The organism is Chitinophaga sp. Hz27, from assembly GCF_042263525.1.
Lineage (GTDB): Bacteria > Bacteroidota > Bacteroidia > Chitinophagales > Chitinophagaceae > Chitinophaga.
Genome location: NZ_JBHKFJ010000007.1, coordinates 204,675 through 224,533, shown reverse-complemented (window position 1 = coordinate 224,533; position 19,859 = coordinate 204,675). Strand labels below are relative to the sequence as shown.

General features: G+C 43.0%; 24 protein-coding genes. 19 read left to right on the top strand and 5 right to left on the bottom strand.

Translation table 11 applies throughout. The features are described from left to right. The first annotated feature begins 54 nt into the window (after positions 1-54). Positions 55-795 carry an MBL fold metallo-hydrolase gene (locus ACE38W_RS17925; RefSeq protein ID WP_375832788.1) on the top strand — a complete coding sequence of 247 codons (741 nt, stop codon included), beginning with the start codon at positions 55-57 and terminating at the stop codon, positions 793-795. Here the strand turns inward: ACE38W_RS17925 and ACE38W_RS17920 are convergent, their stop codons facing one another. Next, on the bottom strand, positions 796-1,680 hold the full coding sequence (locus tag ACE38W_RS17920; RefSeq protein WP_375832786.1) for a PhzF family phenazine biosynthesis protein: 885 nt from the start codon (positions 1,678-1,680) through the stop codon (positions 796-798). A 109-nt stretch (positions 1,681-1,789) separates the two neighbouring features. Between ACE38W_RS17920 and ACE38W_RS17915 the strand changes: the two genes are divergently transcribed. From ACE38W_RS17915 to ACE38W_RS17885, 7 genes are all read left to right on the top strand, one after another. Continuing rightward, complete coding sequence (locus tag ACE38W_RS17915) at positions 1,790-2,140, top strand: winged helix-turn-helix transcriptional regulator (RefSeq protein ID WP_375832784.1); 351 nt, start codon at positions 1,790-1,792, stop codon at positions 2,138-2,140. Positions 2,141-2,196: 56 nt separating this feature from the next. Continuing rightward, positions 2,197-3,225 (top strand): threonine aldolase family protein, encoded by a 1,029-nt coding sequence (locus tag ACE38W_RS17910; RefSeq protein ID WP_375832782.1) that lies wholly within the window; start codon positions 2,197-2,199, stop codon positions 3,223-3,225. A 98-nt stretch (positions 3,226-3,323) separates the two neighbouring features. Continuing rightward, on the top strand, positions 3,324-3,704 hold the full coding sequence (locus ACE38W_RS17905) for a hypothetical protein (RefSeq protein WP_375832780.1): 381 nt from the start codon (positions 3,324-3,326) through the stop codon (positions 3,702-3,704). Between the two features lie 6 nt (positions 3,705-3,710). Beyond that, complete coding sequence (locus tag ACE38W_RS17900; protein WP_375832778.1) at positions 3,711-5,669, top strand: DUF4132 domain-containing protein; 1,959 nt, start codon at positions 3,711-3,713, stop codon at positions 5,667-5,669. Next, positions 5,657-5,977: a nucleotidyltransferase family protein gene (locus ACE38W_RS17895; protein ID WP_375832777.1), complete on the top strand. Its 321-nt coding sequence runs from the start codon at positions 5,657-5,659 to the stop codon at positions 5,975-5,977. Before ACE38W_RS17900 ends, ACE38W_RS17895 begins: the two co-directional genes overlap by 13 nt. Before the next feature lie 122 nt (positions 5,978-6,099). Further along, positions 6,100-6,852 carry an HAD-IIB family hydrolase gene (locus tag ACE38W_RS17890; RefSeq protein ID WP_375832775.1) on the top strand — a complete coding sequence of 251 codons (753 nt, stop codon included), beginning with the start codon at positions 6,100-6,102 and terminating at the stop codon, positions 6,850-6,852. Positions 6,853-6,873: 21 nt separating this feature from the next. Beyond that, positions 6,874-8,073: an exo-beta-N-acetylmuramidase NamZ domain-containing protein gene (locus tag ACE38W_RS17885; RefSeq protein ID WP_375832773.1), complete on the top strand. Its 1,200-nt coding sequence runs from the start codon at positions 6,874-6,876 to the stop codon at positions 8,071-8,073. Positions 8,074-8,144: 71 nt separating this feature from the next. Here the strand turns inward: ACE38W_RS17885 and ACE38W_RS17880 are convergent, their stop codons facing one another. Continuing rightward, positions 8,145-8,315: a hypothetical protein gene (locus tag ACE38W_RS17880; RefSeq protein ID WP_375832771.1), complete on the bottom strand. Its 171-nt coding sequence runs from the start codon at positions 8,313-8,315 to the stop codon at positions 8,145-8,147. Between the two features lie 140 nt (positions 8,316-8,455). On the opposite strand from ACE38W_RS17880, the gene ACE38W_RS17875 reads away from it, so the two are divergent. The 9 genes from ACE38W_RS17875 (at position 8,456) to ACE38W_RS17835 (ending at position 15,523) form a co-directional block, all read left to right on the top strand. Next, a complete protein-coding gene (locus ACE38W_RS17875; protein WP_375832769.1) occupies positions 8,456-9,004 on the top strand; it encodes a hypothetical protein in 549 nt (182 codons plus the stop codon). 119 nt (positions 9,005-9,123) lie between these two features. After that, positions 9,124-10,095: an aminoglycoside phosphotransferase family protein gene (locus tag ACE38W_RS17870; RefSeq protein ID WP_375832767.1), complete on the top strand. Its 972-nt coding sequence runs from the start codon at positions 9,124-9,126 to the stop codon at positions 10,093-10,095. Positions 10,096-10,108: 13 nt separating this feature from the next. Then, positions 10,109-10,699 (top strand): Crp/Fnr family transcriptional regulator, encoded by a 591-nt coding sequence (locus ACE38W_RS17865; protein WP_375832765.1) that lies wholly within the window; start codon positions 10,109-10,111, stop codon positions 10,697-10,699. 71 nt (positions 10,700-10,770) lie between these two features. Then, on the top strand, positions 10,771-11,736 hold the full coding sequence (locus ACE38W_RS17860) for a zinc-binding dehydrogenase (RefSeq protein WP_375832763.1): 966 nt from the start codon (positions 10,771-10,773) through the stop codon (positions 11,734-11,736). 106 nt (positions 11,737-11,842) lie between these two features. Beyond that, entirely contained in the window at positions 11,843-12,922 is a 1,080-nt protein-coding gene (locus tag ACE38W_RS17855) for an AI-2E family transporter (RefSeq protein ID WP_375832761.1), read from the top strand. A gap of 10 nt (positions 12,923-12,932) precedes the next feature. Then, positions 12,933-13,415 (top strand): hypothetical protein, encoded by a 483-nt coding sequence (locus ACE38W_RS17850; protein ID WP_375832759.1) that lies wholly within the window; start codon positions 12,933-12,935, stop codon positions 13,413-13,415. A gap of 164 nt (positions 13,416-13,579) precedes the next feature. Continuing rightward, the gene (locus ACE38W_RS17845) at positions 13,580-13,822 is read left to right on the top strand and encodes an acyl carrier protein (protein ID WP_375832757.1); all 243 of its coding nucleotides are present in this window, start codon (positions 13,580-13,582) and stop codon (positions 13,820-13,822) included. Between the two features lie 141 nt (positions 13,823-13,963). Further along, positions 13,964-14,551: a Crp/Fnr family transcriptional regulator gene (locus ACE38W_RS17840; RefSeq protein ID WP_375832755.1), complete on the top strand. Its 588-nt coding sequence runs from the start codon at positions 13,964-13,966 to the stop codon at positions 14,549-14,551. 60 nt (positions 14,552-14,611) lie between these two features. After that, entirely contained in the window at positions 14,612-15,523 is a 912-nt protein-coding gene (locus ACE38W_RS17835) for a haloalkane dehalogenase (protein ID WP_375832753.1), read from the top strand. A gap of 58 nt (positions 15,524-15,581) precedes the next feature. Here the strand turns inward: ACE38W_RS17835 and ACE38W_RS17830 are convergent, their stop codons facing one another. Then, on the bottom strand, positions 15,582-16,877 hold the full coding sequence (locus tag ACE38W_RS17830) for an alpha/beta fold hydrolase (RefSeq protein WP_375832751.1): 1,296 nt from the start codon (positions 16,875-16,877) through the stop codon (positions 15,582-15,584). Between the two features lie 98 nt (positions 16,878-16,975). On the opposite strand from ACE38W_RS17830, the gene ACE38W_RS17825 reads away from it, so the two are divergent. Beyond that, positions 16,976-17,647, top strand: a complete 672-nt coding sequence (locus ACE38W_RS17825) for an ArsR/SmtB family transcription factor (RefSeq protein WP_375832749.1) — start codon at positions 16,976-16,978, stop codon at positions 17,645-17,647. 160 nt (positions 17,648-17,807) lie between these two features. Here ACE38W_RS17825 and ACE38W_RS17820 read toward each other — a convergent pair whose 3' ends face one another. Next, a complete protein-coding gene (locus ACE38W_RS17820; RefSeq protein WP_375832747.1) occupies positions 17,808-18,206 on the bottom strand; it encodes a VOC family protein in 399 nt (132 codons plus the stop codon). 12 nt (positions 18,207-18,218) lie between these two features. Next, positions 18,219-18,785 (bottom strand): hypothetical protein, encoded by a 567-nt coding sequence (locus ACE38W_RS17815; protein WP_375832745.1) that lies wholly within the window; start codon positions 18,783-18,785, stop codon positions 18,219-18,221. Between the two features lie 107 nt (positions 18,786-18,892). On the opposite strand from ACE38W_RS17815, the gene ACE38W_RS17810 reads away from it, so the two are divergent. Then, the gene (locus tag ACE38W_RS17810) at positions 18,893-19,858 is read left to right on the top strand and encodes a GlxA family transcriptional regulator (protein WP_375832743.1); all 966 of its coding nucleotides are present in this window, start codon (positions 18,893-18,895) and stop codon (positions 19,856-19,858) included. The last annotated feature ends 1 nt before the right edge of the window (position 19,859 follow it).

The following is a 19,859-nucleotide window of genomic DNA, read 5'->3' as shown; positions in this document are numbered from 1 at the left end:
ATTTTGAAATATTGGTATTGTGAAGATAATAGCATGTTGAATAAAGAGAAGCGCATGAAAATAACACCATTAGAACAAGGAATTTACAGCGTAGATAAGCAGAAACGCTTTGCTTTATATGAACCCGGAAATGCAGCCCAGGAGAAAAATATCCATTATGTCATCAGGCCTTTCCTGGTGGAGTCGGGGCCGGAGGTTATTTTGCTGGATACGGGCTTAGGGCAGGAATCCGCTCAAGGATATGACCTTCTGTCGTTATTAGCGCAGCAGGGGAAACAACCTTCACAAGTAACTAAAATAATATTATCACATCTCCATAAAGATCATTTAAACGGCATTGGTTATATCGATAACGGTGATCTATATACGCATTTTTCCAATGCTACTATTTACCTCCAGGAGCGTGAGCTGGAATACGCGCTGACACAGCGGGAGAGCTATGCTTACAACAGACCTATGCTGGAACAGTTGCGTACATTGCCCAACCTTCAGTTAATGAACGAGGATGAAGGCACAATCCTGCCAGGCATTACCTACCAGGTGGTGGGGGGCCATAGTCCTTTCCATCAGGTATTTTGGTTAAGAGATGATATGACGATTTATTTTTTTGGTGCAGATGATTTGCCACAGGCCAACTACCTTCATCCGCATGTAGCCTACAAAAGTGACTACGATGGAAAACGAGCCATGGAGCTGCGTACTGCCTGGGAAAAAGAAGGTAAGCAACAGCACTGGCAATGTTTACTATATCATGATATGCATGCGCCAATGCTATTGCTGAAAGAAGAGGCATAACTACACGAAAATTTTTCCTTCCATTACAATAACAGAAGTGCCGCTTACCCAGATGCCGTCCGATACCACCTGCACCTGGATATCCGAAGGATGCGCAATATATTTTCCCTGAAGAATACGGAATGATTCGCCAGCAGGAATATATTCCAGATTCGCCAGATATCCCGCCAGCGGCCCCGCTGCAGTACCTGTAGCCGGATCTTCGTCTATACCCATGCCAGGGTTGAAAAACCTGGCTTCTGCCAGATACCCAGCAGCAATGCCTTCAGTGGTGAACAGATAGACGCCTTCGAATCCATAACGGGCCGACAATGATTTGAGCAATGGCTTATGGCAGGCGGCTTTCTCTAGCGCCTGTAAATCCCGCACCGGTACCATCAAATGCGGTACTTCCGTTTGCACAATGTTAATTTGCCAGTCATGTAACAGCAGCTCTTGGGTGCTTAATCCAACAGCAGCAGCAACATCGGACATCGGAACGGTGCCGGGAATGCTAATAGGCCTTTGTTTCATCGCCACATAAGCCACGCCCTCTTTATATTCTATTTTTAACGGTATACGGGTATCTTTTATCAACACTACAGGTTCATCGCCTTGTGCCCGGAAAATATTCCAGTCCTGGAGAATAGCCAGGCATACGGCTCCCAGCAGGTTATGTCCTGCGCCTTCTACTTCAAAACCAGCTGGTGTAAAAGACCTGACTTTAAAAATTTGTGCTACTGTATCGAATAATACGAAAGATGTTTCTGAGTAGCCAAATTCCCTGGAAATCTGATGATATTGCTCCAGGCTTAGCGTATGCTGTAAATGTACCACCGAGAGCTGATTTCCGGCGTAACGCTGATCTGTAAAGACATCCAGTACATAGTAATCCAGTTTTTCCATGTTGTAATTTTTGCACTCCAAAGCTATTGGGAAATGGATTACTTTTATTGCCAGTTACCCCAAGGTAACCGGTAACCTATTGTTAACCGATTTAAAAATTTATTTAGATATGAAACAGGGAGATATCTGTGAACAGGAGCTGAATGCGATCCGCGATAGCCTGGAAGTTTTGGGCGGCAAGTGGAAGCTAAGGATTATGCGGCATCTCAATAATCATATTGGCGAGATAAATACTTTTAAGAAAATACAACGAAGTGTAGAAGGCATCTCTGCTAAAATGCTCTCTAAAGAATTGCAGGACCTGGAACTAAACCAGCTTGTCTGCAGAACCGTGCAGGAAGCGAAACTCACCACTGTGCGATATGATATTACAGACTATGGCAAGAGTGTTTTTCCAGTAACAGAGAGTTTGATCAGCTGGGGCTTGAATCATAAAAAAAGAATACAGCAGGGTATTTAATATACCCATTACCAACTATTATTTTTGTGTAGATAAGTAGATATTAAAACAGCGGTATGTATAGTTTTAGAAATGATTATTCGGAGGGGGCGCATCCCAATATCCTGCAAAAGCTGGTGGAAACCAATCTGGTACAGCAATCCGGGTATGGCGAGGATGAATATTCTTTGGCGGCAAAGGAATTACTGCGACTAAAAATCGGTCATCCCAATGCACCAGTATTTTTTCTTTCGGGTGGTACACAATCTAACCTGATCGTAATTTCTTCTCTTTTAAAGGTACATGAAGCTGTTATCAGCGCTAAAACGGGACATATCTTTTCGCATGAAACAGGGGCTATTGAGGCTACCGGTCACCGGGTGATTACAGTTGATACCAAAGAAGGAAAGCTCAACCCTGCCGACTTAAAGAAGGTGCTGGCCGACTACAGCATGCGTCCGCATGTGGTGAAGCCTCGTATGGTCTATATTTCCAATTCTACCGAAATAGGGACGATCTATAGTAAGGCAGAACTAACTAAATTACGCGCCTTCTGCCAGGCTAATAACCTGATTTTGTATATGGATGGTGCTAGATTAGGCCATGCCCTTACTGCAGATAGCAATGATCTCACGCTCGCTGATATCGGGCAACTGACGGATGTATGTTACATTGGCGGTACCAAAAACGGTGCCTTAATAGGAGAAGCGGTTGTTTTCAATAATGCATCACTGGCAGCAGATTTCGACTATGTACTCAAGCAGAAAGGTGCATTGCTGGCAAAAGGACGTTTGCTGGGTATTCAATTTCTGGAACTCTTTAAAGATGACCTGTATTTTACATTAGCCAGAAGAGCGAATATGCTGGCTATGAAAATCGCCAGGGCCGTAGAAGAGAAAGGTTTTTCTTTTCTTACCAAGGCTACTACTAATCAATTATTTCCTATACTTCCCAAAACATTGATTCATGAATTGAGTAAAGATTATCAGTTTTATGAATGGGAAGCGATCGGTGAACACTCTTCTGCTGTAAGAATCATCACCTCCTGGGCTACTGAAGAACAGGTAGTAGATGCGTTTATTGCTGCGATAAAAAATAGTAAATAATTACATGCTGCAAGCAGATAAAAGGGAAAGCTGATAGGAACGGCTTTCCCTTTTTTTTAAACCATTAGTTTGCTTATATTGTCTCAAATCCTGTACCTGTGGAAATCCATTTCTTTAATACGTCCGTGGCCGTATCCAGCAGCGCATCGCTTGTGATCGAATGGCAACTGCCGTATATCACCGTACGGGAACTGATATACGAAAAGGTCATGCACGAAATCAACTGGATGAATGACAATCGCAAACTATTGCCCACAGGACTTGTACAGCCCACAAACGTAGACACCTGGCTCAACAAAACGATGAAGGGCGCCTATTCACCATTACAATTCCATGAACATTTCCACCTGGTATTGCAAAGATATTGGCAGCATAATTTTACTGTATCTGTAAACCAGGTACAGTATGCACTGGACGAACCTATTCCTGTTAATGAAAAGCTGACGGTACTGTTTATAAAATTGATAAAATTCTTTTGATCACCTATGAGAACGATGTATGATTTCCCCTTGCCGGAAGGAGAAGAATGGGAAGACCTGTTTACCCTTTTCTTTTCTTTGGACAACCACAAAAAGCGCCCAGATAATGCCTGGTACGATCAGGTGGCGGCAGTATTGGATAAGATTGGCCATCAAACTTACCTTGACCTGACAGTAAACTGGTTAACAGAAAAAATGGCCACAATAGAACGTAATGCTAAAAAGCTGGATGATTATTGGTTACGTGAACGTATGGAAAAAATCATGCGAAATCAGAACCCTGGCTGGGTGAGCGTAGTATTGACGGAAGACTATATGTATACCAAAGAAAACCCGCTCTATACCCGCGATGGTTATTACTATTTCTATACCCTTGGTGGCAGGATTATACGTGGTGCTCTTCATACCAATATGGTACTTAAAAATGAGGTGCTTTTTAATGTTATGGACCAGGTAGTACGTGTTTCTCCTGAACTATATATAGATGTATTAGAGATCTATGCAAGTATGGGGCCGGCATTTGCAGTACCAAGACTAATGGCGCTGCGCGATGCCATCAAACATAAAACATACAAAAAGGCGATAGATACTGCCATCTCGAAGTTTGGCGGAAAGAACAATAAATCTGGCGCAGAAGCGATCAAAGAACAGTTTATTCCCGAAATGGGTTTCAACCATCGTCACCAGTTAATGGTAGTAGAGGGAAATTATGCCATGGGTATAGATCTGATCAAATCAGGAGTGGCAGAAATCGGGTTGTTTGAAAAAGGGATGCCGGTAGCGAAAATACCTGCGCCTATTAAGAAAACATTATCAGCGCAAATCACATCTATCAAAAAACAACATAAGGAAATAAAGGCCCAGTATACCTTACAGAAGAATAGGCTGGAAGAAATATACCGCCATGACCGCAGCTGGAAATACGAGGAATGGGAACCTTATTATATCGTACATCCGTTTGCGGGAGCATTAGGCAAACAGCTGATATGGGAGTTTGTCAATGGAACCCAATCAGGCAGCGCTGTGTATAGTCAGGGTGGATTCGTAAATAGCCGGGGCGAAACCCTTGATTGGATAGAAGATCCCAATACCACCGTAAAACTCTGGCATCCGGTAACCGCAAGTAGTGAAGTGGTAAGCAGTTGGCGGAATTATTGTATGAAACATCAGCTCCAACAGCCGTTTCGCCAGGCTTTCCGCGAAGTCTATCGCCCTAATGAAAACAACGATAAGATTGCTGATCATTTCGAAGGACATGTAGTAAAGCAAAAACAATATAATGCCTTGTGTAAGATGCGGGGCTGGTCTTGCGGAGATTTTTCACATGAAGATTCTACTATTAAATTACCTGCTTATAACCTCGGTGCTTATTTCCAAATTGCGGACCAATGGAGAGATGAATATTCCTCATCTGGCGGATACCTTCAAGTGACGGGTATGGCATATTTCAAAAATAAGAGAAAGGACCTGAAGATTTCAGAAGTGCCTGCGGTGGCGTTTTCGGAGGTAATGCGCGATCTGGATATGATCGTCAGTGTATCTACTATCGGTAACGAATACACGCCGGTGAATGAAGTTATAGACAAAGCAAGGACTTACTATGAAACCTATACGAAAAGAAGCTTATCGCCGATGGGTATTGTGCGACGCGACATCCTGGAGTTGCTGCTACCGCAAACGGCTTTCGGTAGCCGTTGCAAGATAGTGGAGCAGTATCTCCATGTACAGGGCGAATTAGCAGCCTATAAAATTCATATCGGATCCGGCGAAGTATGGAATACAAAATCAGACAGGTATATTCATATTGAACCGAAAGTTTCGGTGAAAAATGCGAATCTGTTCCTGCCGGATGAAGGCGACATCCTCCTTACGGTTATTCTCAGCAAAGCTAATCTGCTGGCGGAAGATAACCTTATTGCGGATGAATATTTACTGAGTAGAATAAAGGAAACATGGAAGTCATAATGCATGCCCAGTTGAAAGATCGGCTGCCGGCATTGCGGGTATTCTGTGAAAGTCATGGTATTGCCGAGCTGTATGCCTTCGGCTCTGTCATCGATGGGCGGTTCAGGCCTGGTAGCAGTGATATTGATTTATGGATAGACCTGCGGCCTGACCCGGCAGTAGAAACGGCCAGGAGATTGCTGCGCATCTGGTTAGGCTTGCAGGATTTGTTGGCATGTAAAGTAGACCTGGTATTGAAAGAGGGCATACGTGGAGAGACTTTTAAAAAATATCTTTCCATATACCAGGTAAGGATATATCCAGCGTAGGGGGCATGATGGAGTGTTAAGCGGTTTCAACGGTTTGTCATCGTCAAACAAAAGCGATGTCAGGTATGTTTTTTCTTAAACAGAATGATTTGCAGTGAATATTTTTTTAACAGCAATGTCATATGAAAAAACTAGTTGTGTTTGACCTCGATGGTACTATTGCAGAAAGTAAATCCGCTATTGATCAGGAGATGGCTGCCTTGATAAACAGGCTGCTGGCCATTGTTAAGGTGGCGATTATCTCTGGTGGCAACTGGCAACAGTTTGAAACGCAGGTACTGGGTAATTTGCCGGCAAATGAAAACTGGACGAATTTATCTTTGCTGCCTACCAGCGGTACAAAATTCTATAGTATCAAAGACCTTAAAAGCGGTTGGCAGCAGCTATATGCAGAGGATTTTACGCGGGAAGAAAAATCGCGTATCATTGCGGCCATACAAGCTGCTGTGCAGACAACTGGTTATACTGTGCCACAAACATGGGGTGAGCAGATTGAAGATAGGGGCAGCCAGATTACTTTTTCCGCATTAGGGCAGCAGGCGCCGTTAGAAGCAAAGCGTGTATGGGATCCCGATAGTGCCAAGCGGAAAAAGATCAAGGCAATACTTGATCAAACGCTAGCAGGCTTTTCTATCAATATTGGCGGCACTACTTCTATTGATGTCACGAGAGCCGGTATAGACAAGGCTTATGGGATAAAGAAATTAAACGAAATTTTAAGTATAGCCATTGCTGATATGATTTTTATTGGCGATGCTATTTATCCGGGTGGTAATGATTATCCGGCAAAGCAGGCAGGCGCTTTATCTATCGCCGTGCGGGATATACACGAAACCAAGCGAGTGATAGAAACGATTCTGGCATGTATGGGGTAGAAATTATTATTCGTAAATTGGATGATGAAGCATTCCATTCAATTCGGTATTGACCAACTATTAGCACTTGCTCCTGTTTGGAAAAACAAACGGATAGGGTTTGTTACTAACAATGCTGCAGTTACCTCTTCCTTTATTTCTTCGCGGAAAGCATTGATACAAGCGGGTTTCAATTTGGTAAGACTGTTCTCTCCTGAACACGGACTTGATACTACTGGTCCTGATGGTCATTTCATGTTAAGTGGGAGTGATACGCTGACGGGGTTGCCTGTTGTGAGTTTATATGGAGAAAGACTAATGCCGGCCGAAGATGATGTGAAGGACCTGGATGTGCTGTTGGTGGACCTTCCTGATATTGGCAGTCGCTTTTACACCTATCTATGGACACTTACTTACACATTGGAAGCCGCCGCACGGTATCATAAGAAATTAATTGTACTGGACAGACCTAACCCAATTTCCGGTGAGATGTTGCTGGCGGAGGGGCCTATGTTGGATGAAGCCATGGCAGCAAGCTTCATAGGGAGATGGTCGATACCGGTACGTCATAGTTGTACCTTGGGTGAATTGGCGAGGTACTTCAATGCCGTCAGGAACCTGGGTGCTGACCTGGAGGTGATCAATTGTGAGCACTGGGAGCGCCAAATGTTTTATACCGACTGGGGCACATCATTTGTGCCCGCATCGCCTGCTATCAATGGTTTTGAGGCAGCATTGCTATATCCTTGTCTTTGTTTTCTGGAGGCCACCAATATCAGTGAGGGAAGGGGAACAGCGGTTCCATTCAGGGTGGTGGGAGCGCCGTGGATGAATGCAACGGAAATGGCTACACTATTTAATGAGCATGCAGGGGATGCTGTGGTGGCGCGCGAAATTGATTTTGTGCCAGAATCCGGGCGATATCTCGGTCGTTCCTGTAAAGGCATCATGCTGCATGTTATGGATATACGCCGGTTTCGGGCAGTTAATACAGGGTTGTTGATAATAAAATTAATCCACGATGCTTACCCTCAGCATTTTGAGTGGGCGCCTTATAAAACGCATGTCAATGGTAAAGGAGAAAACCACCTGAAGTTGCTGCTAGGCCAGGCGCATCCTGAAACCCTTTTTGAGCTTGAATTGGCGACTTTTCTTAAAAAGCTGGACGAGTATACTGCTGTTCCGGAATGGGAAGAAAAGATGAAGCCTTATTGTATTGCTTCGTATGACCATGTACGTTAAGTGAGGATTTTTAAGTGAGATGTTTGTTTAGAGATAAATTCTGCAATTTTTTATTCATTTTAAGCAATCGGTTACGTTATCCTTTTTTCAGGAAAGAACACCTGATGATCATCTCTGCTCTTAATTGTAGCTAGAGACAACAGATAGCTACTGATGACAAAGGGCGTTGCATTGATAATGTTGAGTGTTACGGACGCCAATAGCGATTCTATTCCACAGGTAGGTGCCGTGAGAATTTCCATGGTTATCTATTTCCGGAATTTTTTATAAATCATTGATAATAGATTGATTAATCGGAATTGAATACAGAATGCGTTAAATAATTGCTCACTATTTTAGATTTTAGAGCAAAAAGGATATTTTTATTGAAATTCCTATTAAGATGAAAAGATTAATTTTCTGTTTCATTATTTTATTTTTTCAAAAATCTTATTCCCAGATATCCATAGGAAGCATTTTAAATATTGGCCGCCTAATGAATAATCCTTATCACATTAATGGTCGTGGATATGTGGATGCTACCGATTCATTACAACTTTTAGGATACCCTCTCACAAGTTTTATTCCTAATGTTTCCTCTGCTGACATGAGGTTTTACGACTTTAATTATGATAATATCAAGAATTCAAGTGAGAAGGTGGTCATAGAAAACCAAAATTATGTTGCGGGTGGAGTCAAAAATATTGTATACAGGCTGACTTTTACTACAAATAGTATTGATGTATATAATCAGATGTTTCAAAATCTGCTTTTTCATCCTGATTTTGATCGGCCAAATCCTGTGCTTCAAATGTCGACCTTCGTTTCAAAACCGGCAACTGGTATAAATGAACAGGTTATTTTTTCGAAAGATTATAATGCCCCTTTACCCTCAGGACAATTTACAATTAAGCTTCCAATTGTATATAGAGTAGAATATATCAGGAGGTAGTAATAAATAAAATCTTACATCGATATTCCATTTTCATTTTTTTAGAAGCCATGTTTGTGTTAAGTGTAAATGAATTAAAATAATTAAAGTGTTGGCAAAATTTTTCTATTTTATTTACCATGCAGCAAACAAATGACATATCCTATTGGAAGCAATTTTTTCAGGAAAGACTACATATAAAGCTGGATCAGGTATCTGTACATTCCGTAGCTGGCGGGCTATTCAACCAGGTATACCGAATCAGCGATGAACAACAGACCTGGTATGTGAAGCAATATCTTGATAAACAGGTGAGTGGGATATTTAGTCCTCCGGAGATTCCTGCTACTCAACGTCGTCAGCTGGCTTATAAGGTACATGACCTTTGTCGGCGAATGGAAGGTAATAAAGCGCATGTTCCGGAAATCCGCCAGGATGAAAGCAGTAATACATTGGTGATTGCAGCTGTTGCCAATGCCAGACCATTGATAGATTACCTTTCCACGGGGAAAGTTCCGGTAACTGCACTGGTGGCGGTTGCCCGTGTTCTTGCCCGCTTACATACCGCAACTTATAACGTAACCGCCTATACGGAGCAATTCCTGTATCGAAATACTACCTTCCGCGATTATAAGCTTGGCTTGCAATACTATGAACTCTCCCGGCAATTAGAGCCAGACCTGGCCGCGCTGGTGCGTCTCCTCGCAGATAACTATAAATTACAGCAATACTGCGTATTACATGGTGATATCAATTCCAGAAATATTGTGCTGAACGAGGGTACAGAAGCCATTGGAATCATCGATTTTGAGCAATCGCATATAGGTCATCCAATTTATGACTTGTCTTATCTGCTGAGCGAATTACTGATTCATCAATGGTATTTCGAATCAGATGCCATGCAGCAAACCATCAGGCGTATGCTGGAGCTCTATTTCAGCATCAATACTGTCATACAATACGCGGATATACGGGAAGCATTAAACGCACATATTGCGGTACAGGTGCTATATCGTTTCCTTGGACCTAGCCGCGATTCCTGGACGCATTATATCGTCTCGCCCAAGCGGGAGCAGATTATTGAGCAGGCCAAAACATTACTCAGAAATTAGTTGTAAATCGACCATGGCTACCAATACGGAATGGGACTACGCACCGCTGCACGCCTACCTGGGGCAACTGGCAAGTTTCGATGAGCAGGAATGGCAATACCTGGATGATCTCTTATCTATCAAACATTTTAACAAGAAAACATATTTTCAAACCGCAAGCAAACAATGTAAATCTGTTGGATTTATTTTACAGGGCTGCGTAAGATGGGTGAAGAACCTCAATGGCATGGAGAAAACCTTTGATTTCGCTATTGAAAATGAATTTGTGACAGATTATGTAAGTATCCTGATGCAAAAGCCCGGCGATGTAGATATTATTGCGGTAGAAGATACCACGATGATTTGTATGGAGGCAGATAGTTTGCTGAAACTGTTTGACAGGTCAATGGCATGGCAGAAAGCTGGCCGGCATCTTGCAGAGCAAACAGCCTGTTATACCATGGAGCGACTGGTAGCTTCTTATTATGAAACACCCCAACTGCGTTATGAACAACTAATGAATACTGCTCCTGAGCTTTTTTTGCGTATACCTCATCATATCCTTGCCAACTACCTCGGCATTACGAAGGAGACCCTCAGCAGATTGCGTCATACCATTAAATAAGACTGCATTTGTTGATGCAAATCAACATTTACCATAGGCGTGCACGTTAGTTTTGGTCGAAACTTATTTCGATGGAAAATAATACGTCTGCTCTTGATCCTTTGATGAACGCCATTTTTACCACACCAGGTACCGAGGCCAGCTTCACCATCCGTAAAACAGCCATTCCCGTTCCTGCGCCACATGAAGCACTGATAAAAGTGAATGCCTTTTCGCTTAATCAGGGCGAAACCCGCACTGCGTTGGCTGCCACCGGCTGTTATACCCCTGGATGGGATTTTGCTGGCGTGATAGTGAAAGCTGCTACTAACGGTAGTACCCCTCCGGCAGGCACCCGCGTTTTCGGCTACATCGCCAAAGGCTCATGGGCCGAATATCTCGCTTGTCCCGGCGGACTAATGGCTGAAATTCCGGAGGCCATCACTGCGGCACAAGCGGCTTGTTTGCCGATTGCAGGCATGACGGCCCTGGCTTGTCTGGGTGCAAGTGGTGACATCAAAGACCAGCGTGTCCTGATCACCGGCGCATCGGGTGGCGTAGGGCGTTTCGCGTGTCAGATAGCAGCCATGGCCGGCGCAAAAGTATTTGCAGTCAGCAGCCGTGCTGAGCTCGCGCAGCAACTGGAAAAAGAGGGGCTAACGGCTACGACTATATTTAGCAACATTCATACAGCAAAAGCGGCTGGTGAATATGATATAGTTTGGGATGCTGTGGGTGGAGATACGCTGGCAACGGCACTTTCAGCATTGGCTCGTAATGGCTGCGGTGTTAATTATGGTAATTCTTCGCGGCAGCCTACCAGCTTGGAGGTGAGGGCTACCGGATGGCCGCTGCATAATATCCGTTGCGTATGGCTTGGCAGAGAGCCTTTATATCCAAGTACACCGCTGTTGGAAAAGCTTGCAGAAATGGTAACAGCAGGGAAGCTGTTACTTCCGATAGACAGCGAACTTCCATGGACCCGGATAGTGTATGCTGCACAACTGTTGTTACAACAGCGGGTCAATGGCAAGCTGGTCATGCATATAACGGAATAATAATTATGTAGGCAATCCCTTTTCAGGCCAGGGCTGTAAACACTGAAATCGTTGCGTTACGGATGACATATAAGTAGTAAATTCATAGTACTGAAAAGTACCGCTTATGAATGTACATTTTCGCCCTGGCTCCAGGAACCTGATCGAAACGATTCTGGTATTACTATTACTACTAGGCTTACTGCTGGCACTATATAAAGTACTGCATGTTTTCTTTGGCGTGCTCACATTTGCTTTGATATTTTCTGTCTCTTTCCATACCCTGTTTGAAAGAGCGGTGATGAAATTCAAAGGCCGGCGCAAACTGGTGGCTGTTTGTTACGCTATCATCCTGGTGACCATTATCGCATTGCCGGTAACTTATATTATCAGTGCGCTCAGCGCGCATATGCGGGATATCGTTGAATGGATCAACGACACGCGTCAAAATGGACTGCCACCCTTACCAAACTGGTTGGTTAACATTCCTTTTTTGGGGCCTGATATAAACGCTTACTGGCGGAGTCTGCAAGAGAGTCCGCATGCCACCCTAACTGGTCATGAAAGGCAAATAAGTCTGGTGGTGAAGCAGGTGATCAGCAGCGGCATAGGCATCATTGAAGCTGCGGTGCAGTTGTTATTAGGAATTATCATATCCGCATTCTTTCTTGTAGCAGGCGAAAATGCGGTGCGGCCAGTGAAATCAGCTATTCAGCATTTATTAGGCAAGAGAGACGGAGAAGAATTACTGGATGCCACCATCATGGCTGTAAAAGGTGTTTCCATTGGTGTGATGGGTACTGCTTTTATTACAGGTATTGTATCATGGATAGGTTTTGCTATTGGTGGCGTACCGTTTGCCTTAGGCTTGTCTGCTCTGGTATTCCTGGTGGTATTAATTCAGATAGGGCCGCTCGTTATTTGGGTGCCTGTAATGATATGGATGGCCACCCAAGGACATCCAGGTACCACCTTGTTTTTGGTTATCTATGGTGCTGGCTTACAAATTGGAGAAGCCATCCTGAAACCTTTGCTCATAGCAAAAAGCGGCAAGCTGCCCTTTCTGGTTCTGTTCCTGGGAGTAGTGGGAGGCCTTACTGCATGGGGGTTTACAGGAATTTTTAAAGGAGCTATTATTATGGCCGTTTTCTATACTATCTTTAATTCCTGGTTAGCAGGAAAAGCAGTGCCAGCGCCTAAAGAATAATTGAGAATTTATGAAATCCGCATCAGTAAACGATATTAAGAAAGAATTACAAAATTTACCACCCGCCACCTTGACGGCTTTGTGTTTGCGGTTAGTGAAATTTAAGGCAGATAATAAAGAGCTACTCACTTATCTTTTATTTGAAGCAGATGATTTACCAGCATATATAGCAGCAGTTAAAGCAGAAATAGATGAGGCATTTACAGAAATAAACCATGATAAATCTTATCTCGCAAAAAAGAAACTAAGAAAAACCATCCGTATAACGAATAAGTATATACGCTATGTGGGCAGTAAAGAAACAGAAGCGGAGCTGCTCCTATACATATGTCAGCAGATGAAAGACGCTGCCATGGTAAGTAAGAAGAATCAGGTAATATTGAATATCTACATGCAGTTATTAAAGAAATCAGTGAAAGCAATTGAAACCTTGCATGAGGATTTACAATACGAATATATTAAGATGGTGAATGAACTGGATGTGGATGCCTGATGTTTTAATACGTGATTATCTTTCCATTTTATTATAGAAGAAAATCCATCCCACTCATATAGCTGCTCCATTGAACCATTTTTGAGGAAGAGCGTTATCTATAACTTTTTATGGAATAACCCTTTTTTATCAACAATTTTCACCTTCAAAAAAATCATTTTCTGATGGAACAGCCCACTACATCACAGGTAATTAATACGATTAGCAACCTGGCCGGAATTCCTGCAGGGAATATTAATCCGGATCAATCATTACAAGATTTAGGAATGACTTCTATCCTGGCAGTTCAGCTTGTCTCTAAATTAGAAGAACAATTTGGATTTGAAGCCAACCTGGACGAAATGCAGCATTGTAATACTATCAGTGATATCGTTAACTATGTGAAAAGTAGATCGTCTGCAAACTAAAGCTGGATGGCGATTTCATTTGTTTAAAATAATTATAAAAGCATTATACGCGATCGTATAATGCTTTTTTTTATTAAATTCCAATAGAAATCGGGAATCAGATAATTCCTGCATCTCCATAAACAAACGCCATCATTACAGATGTACGAGGCTATATTAAAGAACCTGCAGCGGCATATTGAGCCTACTAAGGAAGAAACAGAATTGTTCCTGTCGCTCGCCGTTCTGAAGACATTTAAAAGGAAAGAGTTGTTGCTGAAAGAAGGCGACGTTGCCAGGCAACAATGTTTTGTTATCAACGGCTGCCTGCGTACTTTCACCATCGATGCTAATGGCAAAGAACATGTATTGATGTTTGCGCCGGAAGACTGGTGGTGCAGCGGTGATCTGTATAGCTTTTTGTCCGGGCAAGAGAGCGTCAATAACCTGGAAGCGCTGGAACCCACTACTTTACTGCAAATCAGTAAAGACAACCTGGACGTCCTGTTTCAGCAGGCGCCGAAATTTGAGCGCTTTTTCAGGATATTGTTTCAGAATGCTTTTGTATTTCATCAAACCCGGATCAGTGCCAACCTCTCCCAGCCTGCTGATGGCAGGTATGAACTGTTTACCAGGTCGTACCCTGATCTCGAAAGCCGTATTCCACAAAAATATATTGCCTCTTATATAGGTGTTACACCAGAATTTTTTAGCCAGATGAAAGCAAATCTTCTTCGAAAAAAATCTTAATGTACCTTATTTTCTGGCCTGCGTTATGATCGTTGCTTTGTAGTATAAAATCATCAAACAATGGAACACAAAGCAAACGTACAGCCTGTTTTCAGCGAAAAACCCTTTGCAGAAAAGAAATTTATTGAGATAAAAGGCCACCGCATGGCCTACATAGATGAAGGTGTAGGCGATCCTATTGTATTTCAACATGGTAACCCTACCTCATCCTACCTATGGCGGAATATTATGCCGCATTGCCAGGGCCTTGGCCGATTAATAGCCTGCGATCTGATTGGCATGGGCGACTCCGAAAAAATATCTGCTGCAGGCCCTGAGAGTTATTCCTACCAGGAGCAACGCGCTTTCCTTTTTGCACTTTGGGAAGAATTGAAGCTGGATAAAAACGTAATATTGGTACTGCATGACTGGGGCTCCGTATTAGGCTTCGATTGGGCAAGTCAGCATGCTGCACGCGTGCAGGGCATCGTTCATATGGAAGCATTAGCCATTCCATTTATGTGGGAAGAATTTGAACCTAAAATGCGTGACTTATTCCGCGCATTACGAACGCCAGCAGGAGAGGAGATGGTATTGGAACATAATGTATTTATAGAGAAAGTATTGCCAGCAGGTATCGTCCGGGAACTTAGCAAAGCCGAAATGAATGAATACCGCCGTCCATATTTCCAGGAAGGAGAAGATCGCCGCCCTACCTTAGCCTTCCCTCGCCAGATATCCCTGGATGGATCGCCGGCAGATGTCACCGCAATAGTGAAAGCCTATGGCAAATGGCTGCAACAAAGCCAGCTGCCCAAACTCTGGATCCACGGCAATCCTGGCGCAGTGGAGAATGACAGTCTTCGGAAATTTTGCAGTACCTGGCCCAATCAATCCGAACTTACCGTAAAAGGAAAACATTTCCTACAGGAAGACAGCCCCTTGGAAATCGGCGAAGCTATTGCTTCTTTCGTGAAAAAAGTAAGGGAATGATAGCAAGGAAGAGGTAGATTCCTGTAAGGCTGCCCCTCCAGGAATCTACCACAATTCATTAGTGTGCATGCGCATGATAAGAACGGCTATCCGCTGGCACCTCCTGCCTTTCGAACATGCCATAATCTCTCACTACATGGGCTATACGAAGATGGTAGTCTTTAAATATGCCATTCCGGCCCTGACTTTGCGCATGGCGATGCAGCTCCAGGTTACGCCAGGCCAGTATCGATTCCTCATCTCTCCAGAAAGAAAGTGATAATATTTTTTCAGGATGGCTAAGGCTTTGAAATCTTTCAATAGAGATAAATCCATCCATCTGCGTCAACGTTGGTTTCAAATCCGCTGCTATATTTAAATAGGCCTGCTTTTTACCTTCGTTTGGTATTACCTCAAATATTACTGCAATGCTGGTATTATTGGCTGCCGGCGGAGTTGCAGCAATGAATTGTAAAGTGGATGTGTATAATTGATGCCGGCATTTTTCCAGGTGCATCACGTGTGTGCCCTTAGGAATTACAATATATTGTTTGGAAATATTTCCCGGCAAAGAATGTAGCAGCTGCAAGGCATCGTTGTTATTAGGCCATGCATCCCATTCTCCACGGATAATCAACGTAGGCACGTGAATGTTAGCTGCGTTGAAAAAGCTTTTGCCAAGCCTGAGGTCAGCGATATCATGCAATGGTCCCGATGGAAAATGAATCACATTGCCGTTGATTTTTTCTGTTGTAATATCCGACTGCAGCCAATCTTCTTTCCACTGGTGAAATAATTCAGGTTCCAGTTGGTTCGATTCATTTGCAGGCGTCAGGTCTACCATGGCCTGCACGCGCTGGTCGGGCGTCAGACTATCATAGGGACGGTCAGGAATAATAGGAGTGGCTTTATCATCGCTGGGAGTGATGGGGGCAAATAAGACTAGCTTTTCGATCTTCTCCGGAAATTTCTCTGCATATAGTGCAGCCACAGAAGCGCCCCATGAATGGGCGATCAGGATAACCTGTCTCTGCTGCGCCTGTTGCAGAATATAATCAATAGCCTTGTTTATATCGAGATACACACTCGTGGAGCGTCCTGTTGGTAATCCTTTATCATGGCTCATTTCAGGATATCTGTCTGCATCTCCATAGCCCAGGAAGTCCAAAGCATAACTCTCGTAATTATGATCTGATAGATGATCCATCCAGGAGCAGCCACTCATCTGAAATCCGAATGACAATGCGGAAGGAAAGCTCGCGCCATGAATAAATAAAATAGGCGTATTACCTACTTTTGTTTTGGCAGGCATGTGCAGCATGGCGAGTTTGAGCTGTGGCAAATGGCTTTCTATTTTTATGACATTATTTTTCATATCTGTTCAATTATCTACCTCAAAATTATTATGAATAAAATCCGGACAGTTCATGATAGATTGAACTGTTGCAGTATGCATTGATTTATCTTTGAATCATGGAAAAGGAACAACTGGAAAGGATGGCTTCTATATTAGGAGATCCTTCAAGAATGAAAATGTTGTGGGCCTTATTGGATGGCAGGGCTTATACTGCCACTGAGCTATCCATCGTTGCGGATGCTTCCCGACAAAGCACCAGCATGCATTTGGGTAAGCTTGTGGAAGCAGGGTTGCTGAAAGTGAACAGCCAAGGCCGGCACAAATACTACAGTTTTGCCACACAAGAAATTGCTTATGCGATTGAGGCTATGTCTGCCCTGGCGCCGAAGCCGGCAACCCCGCATGCTACAAAGCCGGAGCCGGTAAAATATTGCCGTACCTGTTATGATCATATGGCTGGTTTAACAGGCGTTAAATTGTTTGACAGACTGATTGCATTGAATTACATCCTACTGGAAAATGATAAGTTGTGTATAACCGAGACAGGAAAGTCCTTCTTTGAAGAATTTGGAATAGAAGCAGGATTATTGACGCAGCGGCGTCCATTTTTACGTCCATGCCTGGACTGGAGTGAAAGACGATTTCATCTGGCAGGTTCGTTGGGCAATGCTTTGTTAAAGAAAATGCTGGAAGATGATTGGGTCCGGAGAATGCCCAATTCCAGGGCTCTGGTGATTACCGCTACAGGAAAACAGGGCTTCTGGAAGCAACTGCAGATGGAGATTTGAATAATGTAATTATATGTTTTGTAATAGCCATCAGATGTTAGATCTGGTGGCTATTTTATTTCGGGGAGATATTTACAGTGATAGCAGGTAATGCAGTTTCCTATTTTTAAAATCGTAAGATATGTTAGCGTAAGGAGCGGAGAGTGTATTTACATGGATATTACAATTTCAACATCCAGTTAATGCAGAATTTGTCTGTTATTCCGCCGAGTATTCCACCATAAAAGGTATGCAGCGGGTATTTGACAGTTCCGCCTTCTGCCAGTTTTTCGAATAAATACTTAATCTCTTCCTCTGTTTTACAGATCAACGATAAAGAAATGTTGTTGCCATTAATCAACCCTGATGATTCCACCATATCTGTTGCTAATAAGGTCAGGTTTTCATTTTGTAAAGAGGCGTGCAAAATTTTATAATGGTATTCCGCTGGCCACTCGCTTTCCATGGGAGAGCCCTTTACGGTTTGCAGTATCAGTTCTCCCTGAAAGCATTCTTTATAAAACATCATTGCGTCGCGGCAGTTGCCATCGAATGTGAGATATGCATTGATTATAGCCATATGATTGCTTGTTTAATTTTTATATGCAATAGGTGCTGGAATTAGTTTAACAATGACCAGGCCCGCCAGAATGGCTCCAATTAACTGATCCATGCATTGCGCTAAAAAAAAGCTGGTCGGAAATTCATACCAGTTCCAATAAATGCTGCTTACCGATGCGCAGGATAAAGCTCCGAGGAGACTGACGGCCAATACACGTTGCTGATAGGAGCCGGTCATGATTGATACTGTAAATGAAATTATCAAGCTGGTGATCAGGCAGCAGATGAACTGTGTCAATAATTTATTCAGTGAGAAAGGTTTGCCACCTACAGGCCGATAAATAATCATGCCTACCGGGCCTGTTTCAAATTTCTTCTCAAATGCAGATTCCTGTTCAGCTGTGGTTCGTCTGAAATCCTTTCCAGGAAAAAAGTATAGCCCCTGGCCCGGAAGTGCATTCTCCAATGTCTGGATAACGGTATCTTCTTTGGGCAGTGGTGTAAATCCTGTACCTATAAACAAGATAAGATGGGATAAGGCGCCCCACAGGAAAAGGACAATAGTGCCACTGATGGCCGCAGTCAATATTCGTTTCATTTTTACTGATTTATCACAAAATTACCTGGATCTTAGGAAGGATAGGTACGGCAGGAATGACAATCTTATATGCCATTTGCGACAGCTATTTTCACTAAATTTGGTACATGAAACATATTTCCATTCTTGCGCTACAGGATGCTACCATGACCAGTATCGACGGGAGTCTGCAACTGTTTTCAAGAATAAATGACTTCCTTAGATATAAAGGACAACCGCCTTTTTATAAGATTGAAGTGGTAGGGTTGGGAGCGCAGACTTCTTTAAACGGGGCATTATATACCATCAACGCTGACAAAACGATTGCTGATGTCACAAAGACGGACCTGGTCATCATTCCTATCATTTGCGGTGATTTTCCTAAAACGTTGAAGTCTAATGAAGCATTCTGTGAATGGGTAAGTCATCAGTATCAGCAGGGCGCCGAAATAGCGAGTCTTTGTGTAGGCTCTTTTTTCCTGGCATCAACAGGCCTGCTGGATGGTAGAAAATGTGCAACACATTGGGCTGCTAAGAATGATTTTGAGTTGATGTTTCCCAGCGTGCGTCTAATGGAAGATGTTATCATCACAGATGAAAACGGCATCTATACAAGTGGTGGAACGTATTCCTATTTAAATCTGCTACTGTATATTATTGAAAAACACCTGGGCAGGGATATGGCTGTACTGGCGTCAAAAATGTTTGAAATTGATATCGAAAGGAAAACCCAGCATCAATTCCTCATTTTCATGGGTCAGAAAAATCATGATGATCAGGAAGTACTAAAGGCGCAGCAGTACATCGAAGACAATCCTGATAAACGATTTACTATCGATGAAGTAAGCAGGAAATTTGGTATTGGCCGCAGAACATTTGAGAGAAGATTTAAGAAATCTACCGGAAATTCGTTGTTGGAATATATACAAAGAGTGAAGGTAGAAGCCACTAAAAAGCAATTGGAATCTGGCTCTAAAACGATTAATGAGGTAATCTTTGACATTGGCTACAACGATATTAACGCCTTCAGAAAAGTGTTCCGGAAATATACGGGGATGTCGCCGGTAAATTACAGAAAGAAATATCAACAATAGC

Excerpts from the sequence above, each read along its gene's own strand:
- ACE38W_RS17855 (WP_375832761.1), top strand. The coding sequence starts at position 11,843 with ATGAATGTACATTTTCGCCCTGGCTCCAGGAACCTGATCGAAACGATT.
- ACE38W_RS17825 (WP_375832749.1), top strand. The coding sequence starts at position 16,976 with ATGGAAAAGGAACAACTGGAAAGGATGGCTTCTATATTAGGAGATCCT.
- ACE38W_RS17920 (WP_375832786.1), bottom strand. The coding sequence starts at position 1,680 with ATGGAAAAACTGGATTACTATGTACTGGATGTCTTTACAGATCAGCGT.
- ACE38W_RS17820 (WP_375832747.1), bottom strand. The coding sequence starts at position 18,206 with ATGGCTATAATCAATGCATATCTCACATTCGATGGCAACTGCCGCGAC.
- ACE38W_RS17870 (WP_375832767.1), top strand. The coding sequence starts at position 9,124 with ATGCAGCAAACAAATGACATATCCTATTGGAAGCAATTTTTTCAGGAA.
- ACE38W_RS17830 (WP_375832751.1), bottom strand. The coding sequence starts at position 16,877 with ATGAAAAATAATGTCATAAAAATAGAAAGCCATTTGCCACAGCTCAAA.
- ACE38W_RS17875 (WP_375832769.1), top strand. The coding sequence starts at position 8,456 with ATGAAAAGATTAATTTTCTGTTTCATTATTTTATTTTTTCAAAAATCT.
- ACE38W_RS17910 (WP_375832782.1), top strand. The coding sequence starts at position 2,197 with ATGTATAGTTTTAGAAATGATTATTCGGAGGGGGCGCATCCCAATATC.
- ACE38W_RS17850 (WP_375832759.1), top strand. The coding sequence starts at position 12,933 with ATGAAATCCGCATCAGTAAACGATATTAAGAAAGAATTACAAAATTTA.
- ACE38W_RS17885 (WP_375832773.1), top strand. The coding sequence starts at position 6,874 with ATGATGAAGCATTCCATTCAATTCGGTATTGACCAACTATTAGCACTT.
- ACE38W_RS17895 (WP_375832777.1), top strand. The coding sequence starts at position 5,657 with ATGGAAGTCATAATGCATGCCCAGTTGAAAGATCGGCTGCCGGCATTG.
- ACE38W_RS17865 (WP_375832765.1), top strand. The coding sequence starts at position 10,109 with ATGGCTACCAATACGGAATGGGACTACGCACCGCTGCACGCCTACCTG.
- ACE38W_RS17890 (WP_375832775.1), top strand. The coding sequence starts at position 6,100 with ATGAAAAAACTAGTTGTGTTTGACCTCGATGGTACTATTGCAGAAAGT.
- ACE38W_RS17840 (WP_375832755.1), top strand. The coding sequence starts at position 13,964 with ATGTACGAGGCTATATTAAAGAACCTGCAGCGGCATATTGAGCCTACT.
- ACE38W_RS17845 (WP_375832757.1), top strand. The coding sequence starts at position 13,580 with ATGGAACAGCCCACTACATCACAGGTAATTAATACGATTAGCAACCTG.
- ACE38W_RS17860 (WP_375832763.1), top strand. The coding sequence starts at position 10,771 with ATGGAAAATAATACGTCTGCTCTTGATCCTTTGATGAACGCCATTTTT.
- ACE38W_RS17915 (WP_375832784.1), top strand. The coding sequence starts at position 1,790 with ATGAAACAGGGAGATATCTGTGAACAGGAGCTGAATGCGATCCGCGAT.
- ACE38W_RS17900 (WP_375832778.1), top strand. The coding sequence starts at position 3,711 with ATGAGAACGATGTATGATTTCCCCTTGCCGGAAGGAGAAGAATGGGAA.
- ACE38W_RS17880 (WP_375832771.1), bottom strand. The coding sequence starts at position 8,315 with ATGGAAATTCTCACGGCACCTACCTGTGGAATAGAATCGCTATTGGCG.
- ACE38W_RS17810 (WP_375832743.1), top strand. The coding sequence starts at position 18,893 with ATGAAACATATTTCCATTCTTGCGCTACAGGATGCTACCATGACCAGT.
- ACE38W_RS17835 (WP_375832753.1), top strand. The coding sequence starts at position 14,612 with ATGGAACACAAAGCAAACGTACAGCCTGTTTTCAGCGAAAAACCCTTT.
- ACE38W_RS17815 (WP_375832745.1), bottom strand. The coding sequence starts at position 18,785 with ATGAAACGAATATTGACTGCGGCCATCAGTGGCACTATTGTCCTTTTC.
- ACE38W_RS17925 (WP_375832788.1), top strand. The coding sequence starts at position 55 with ATGAAAATAACACCATTAGAACAAGGAATTTACAGCGTAGATAAGCAG.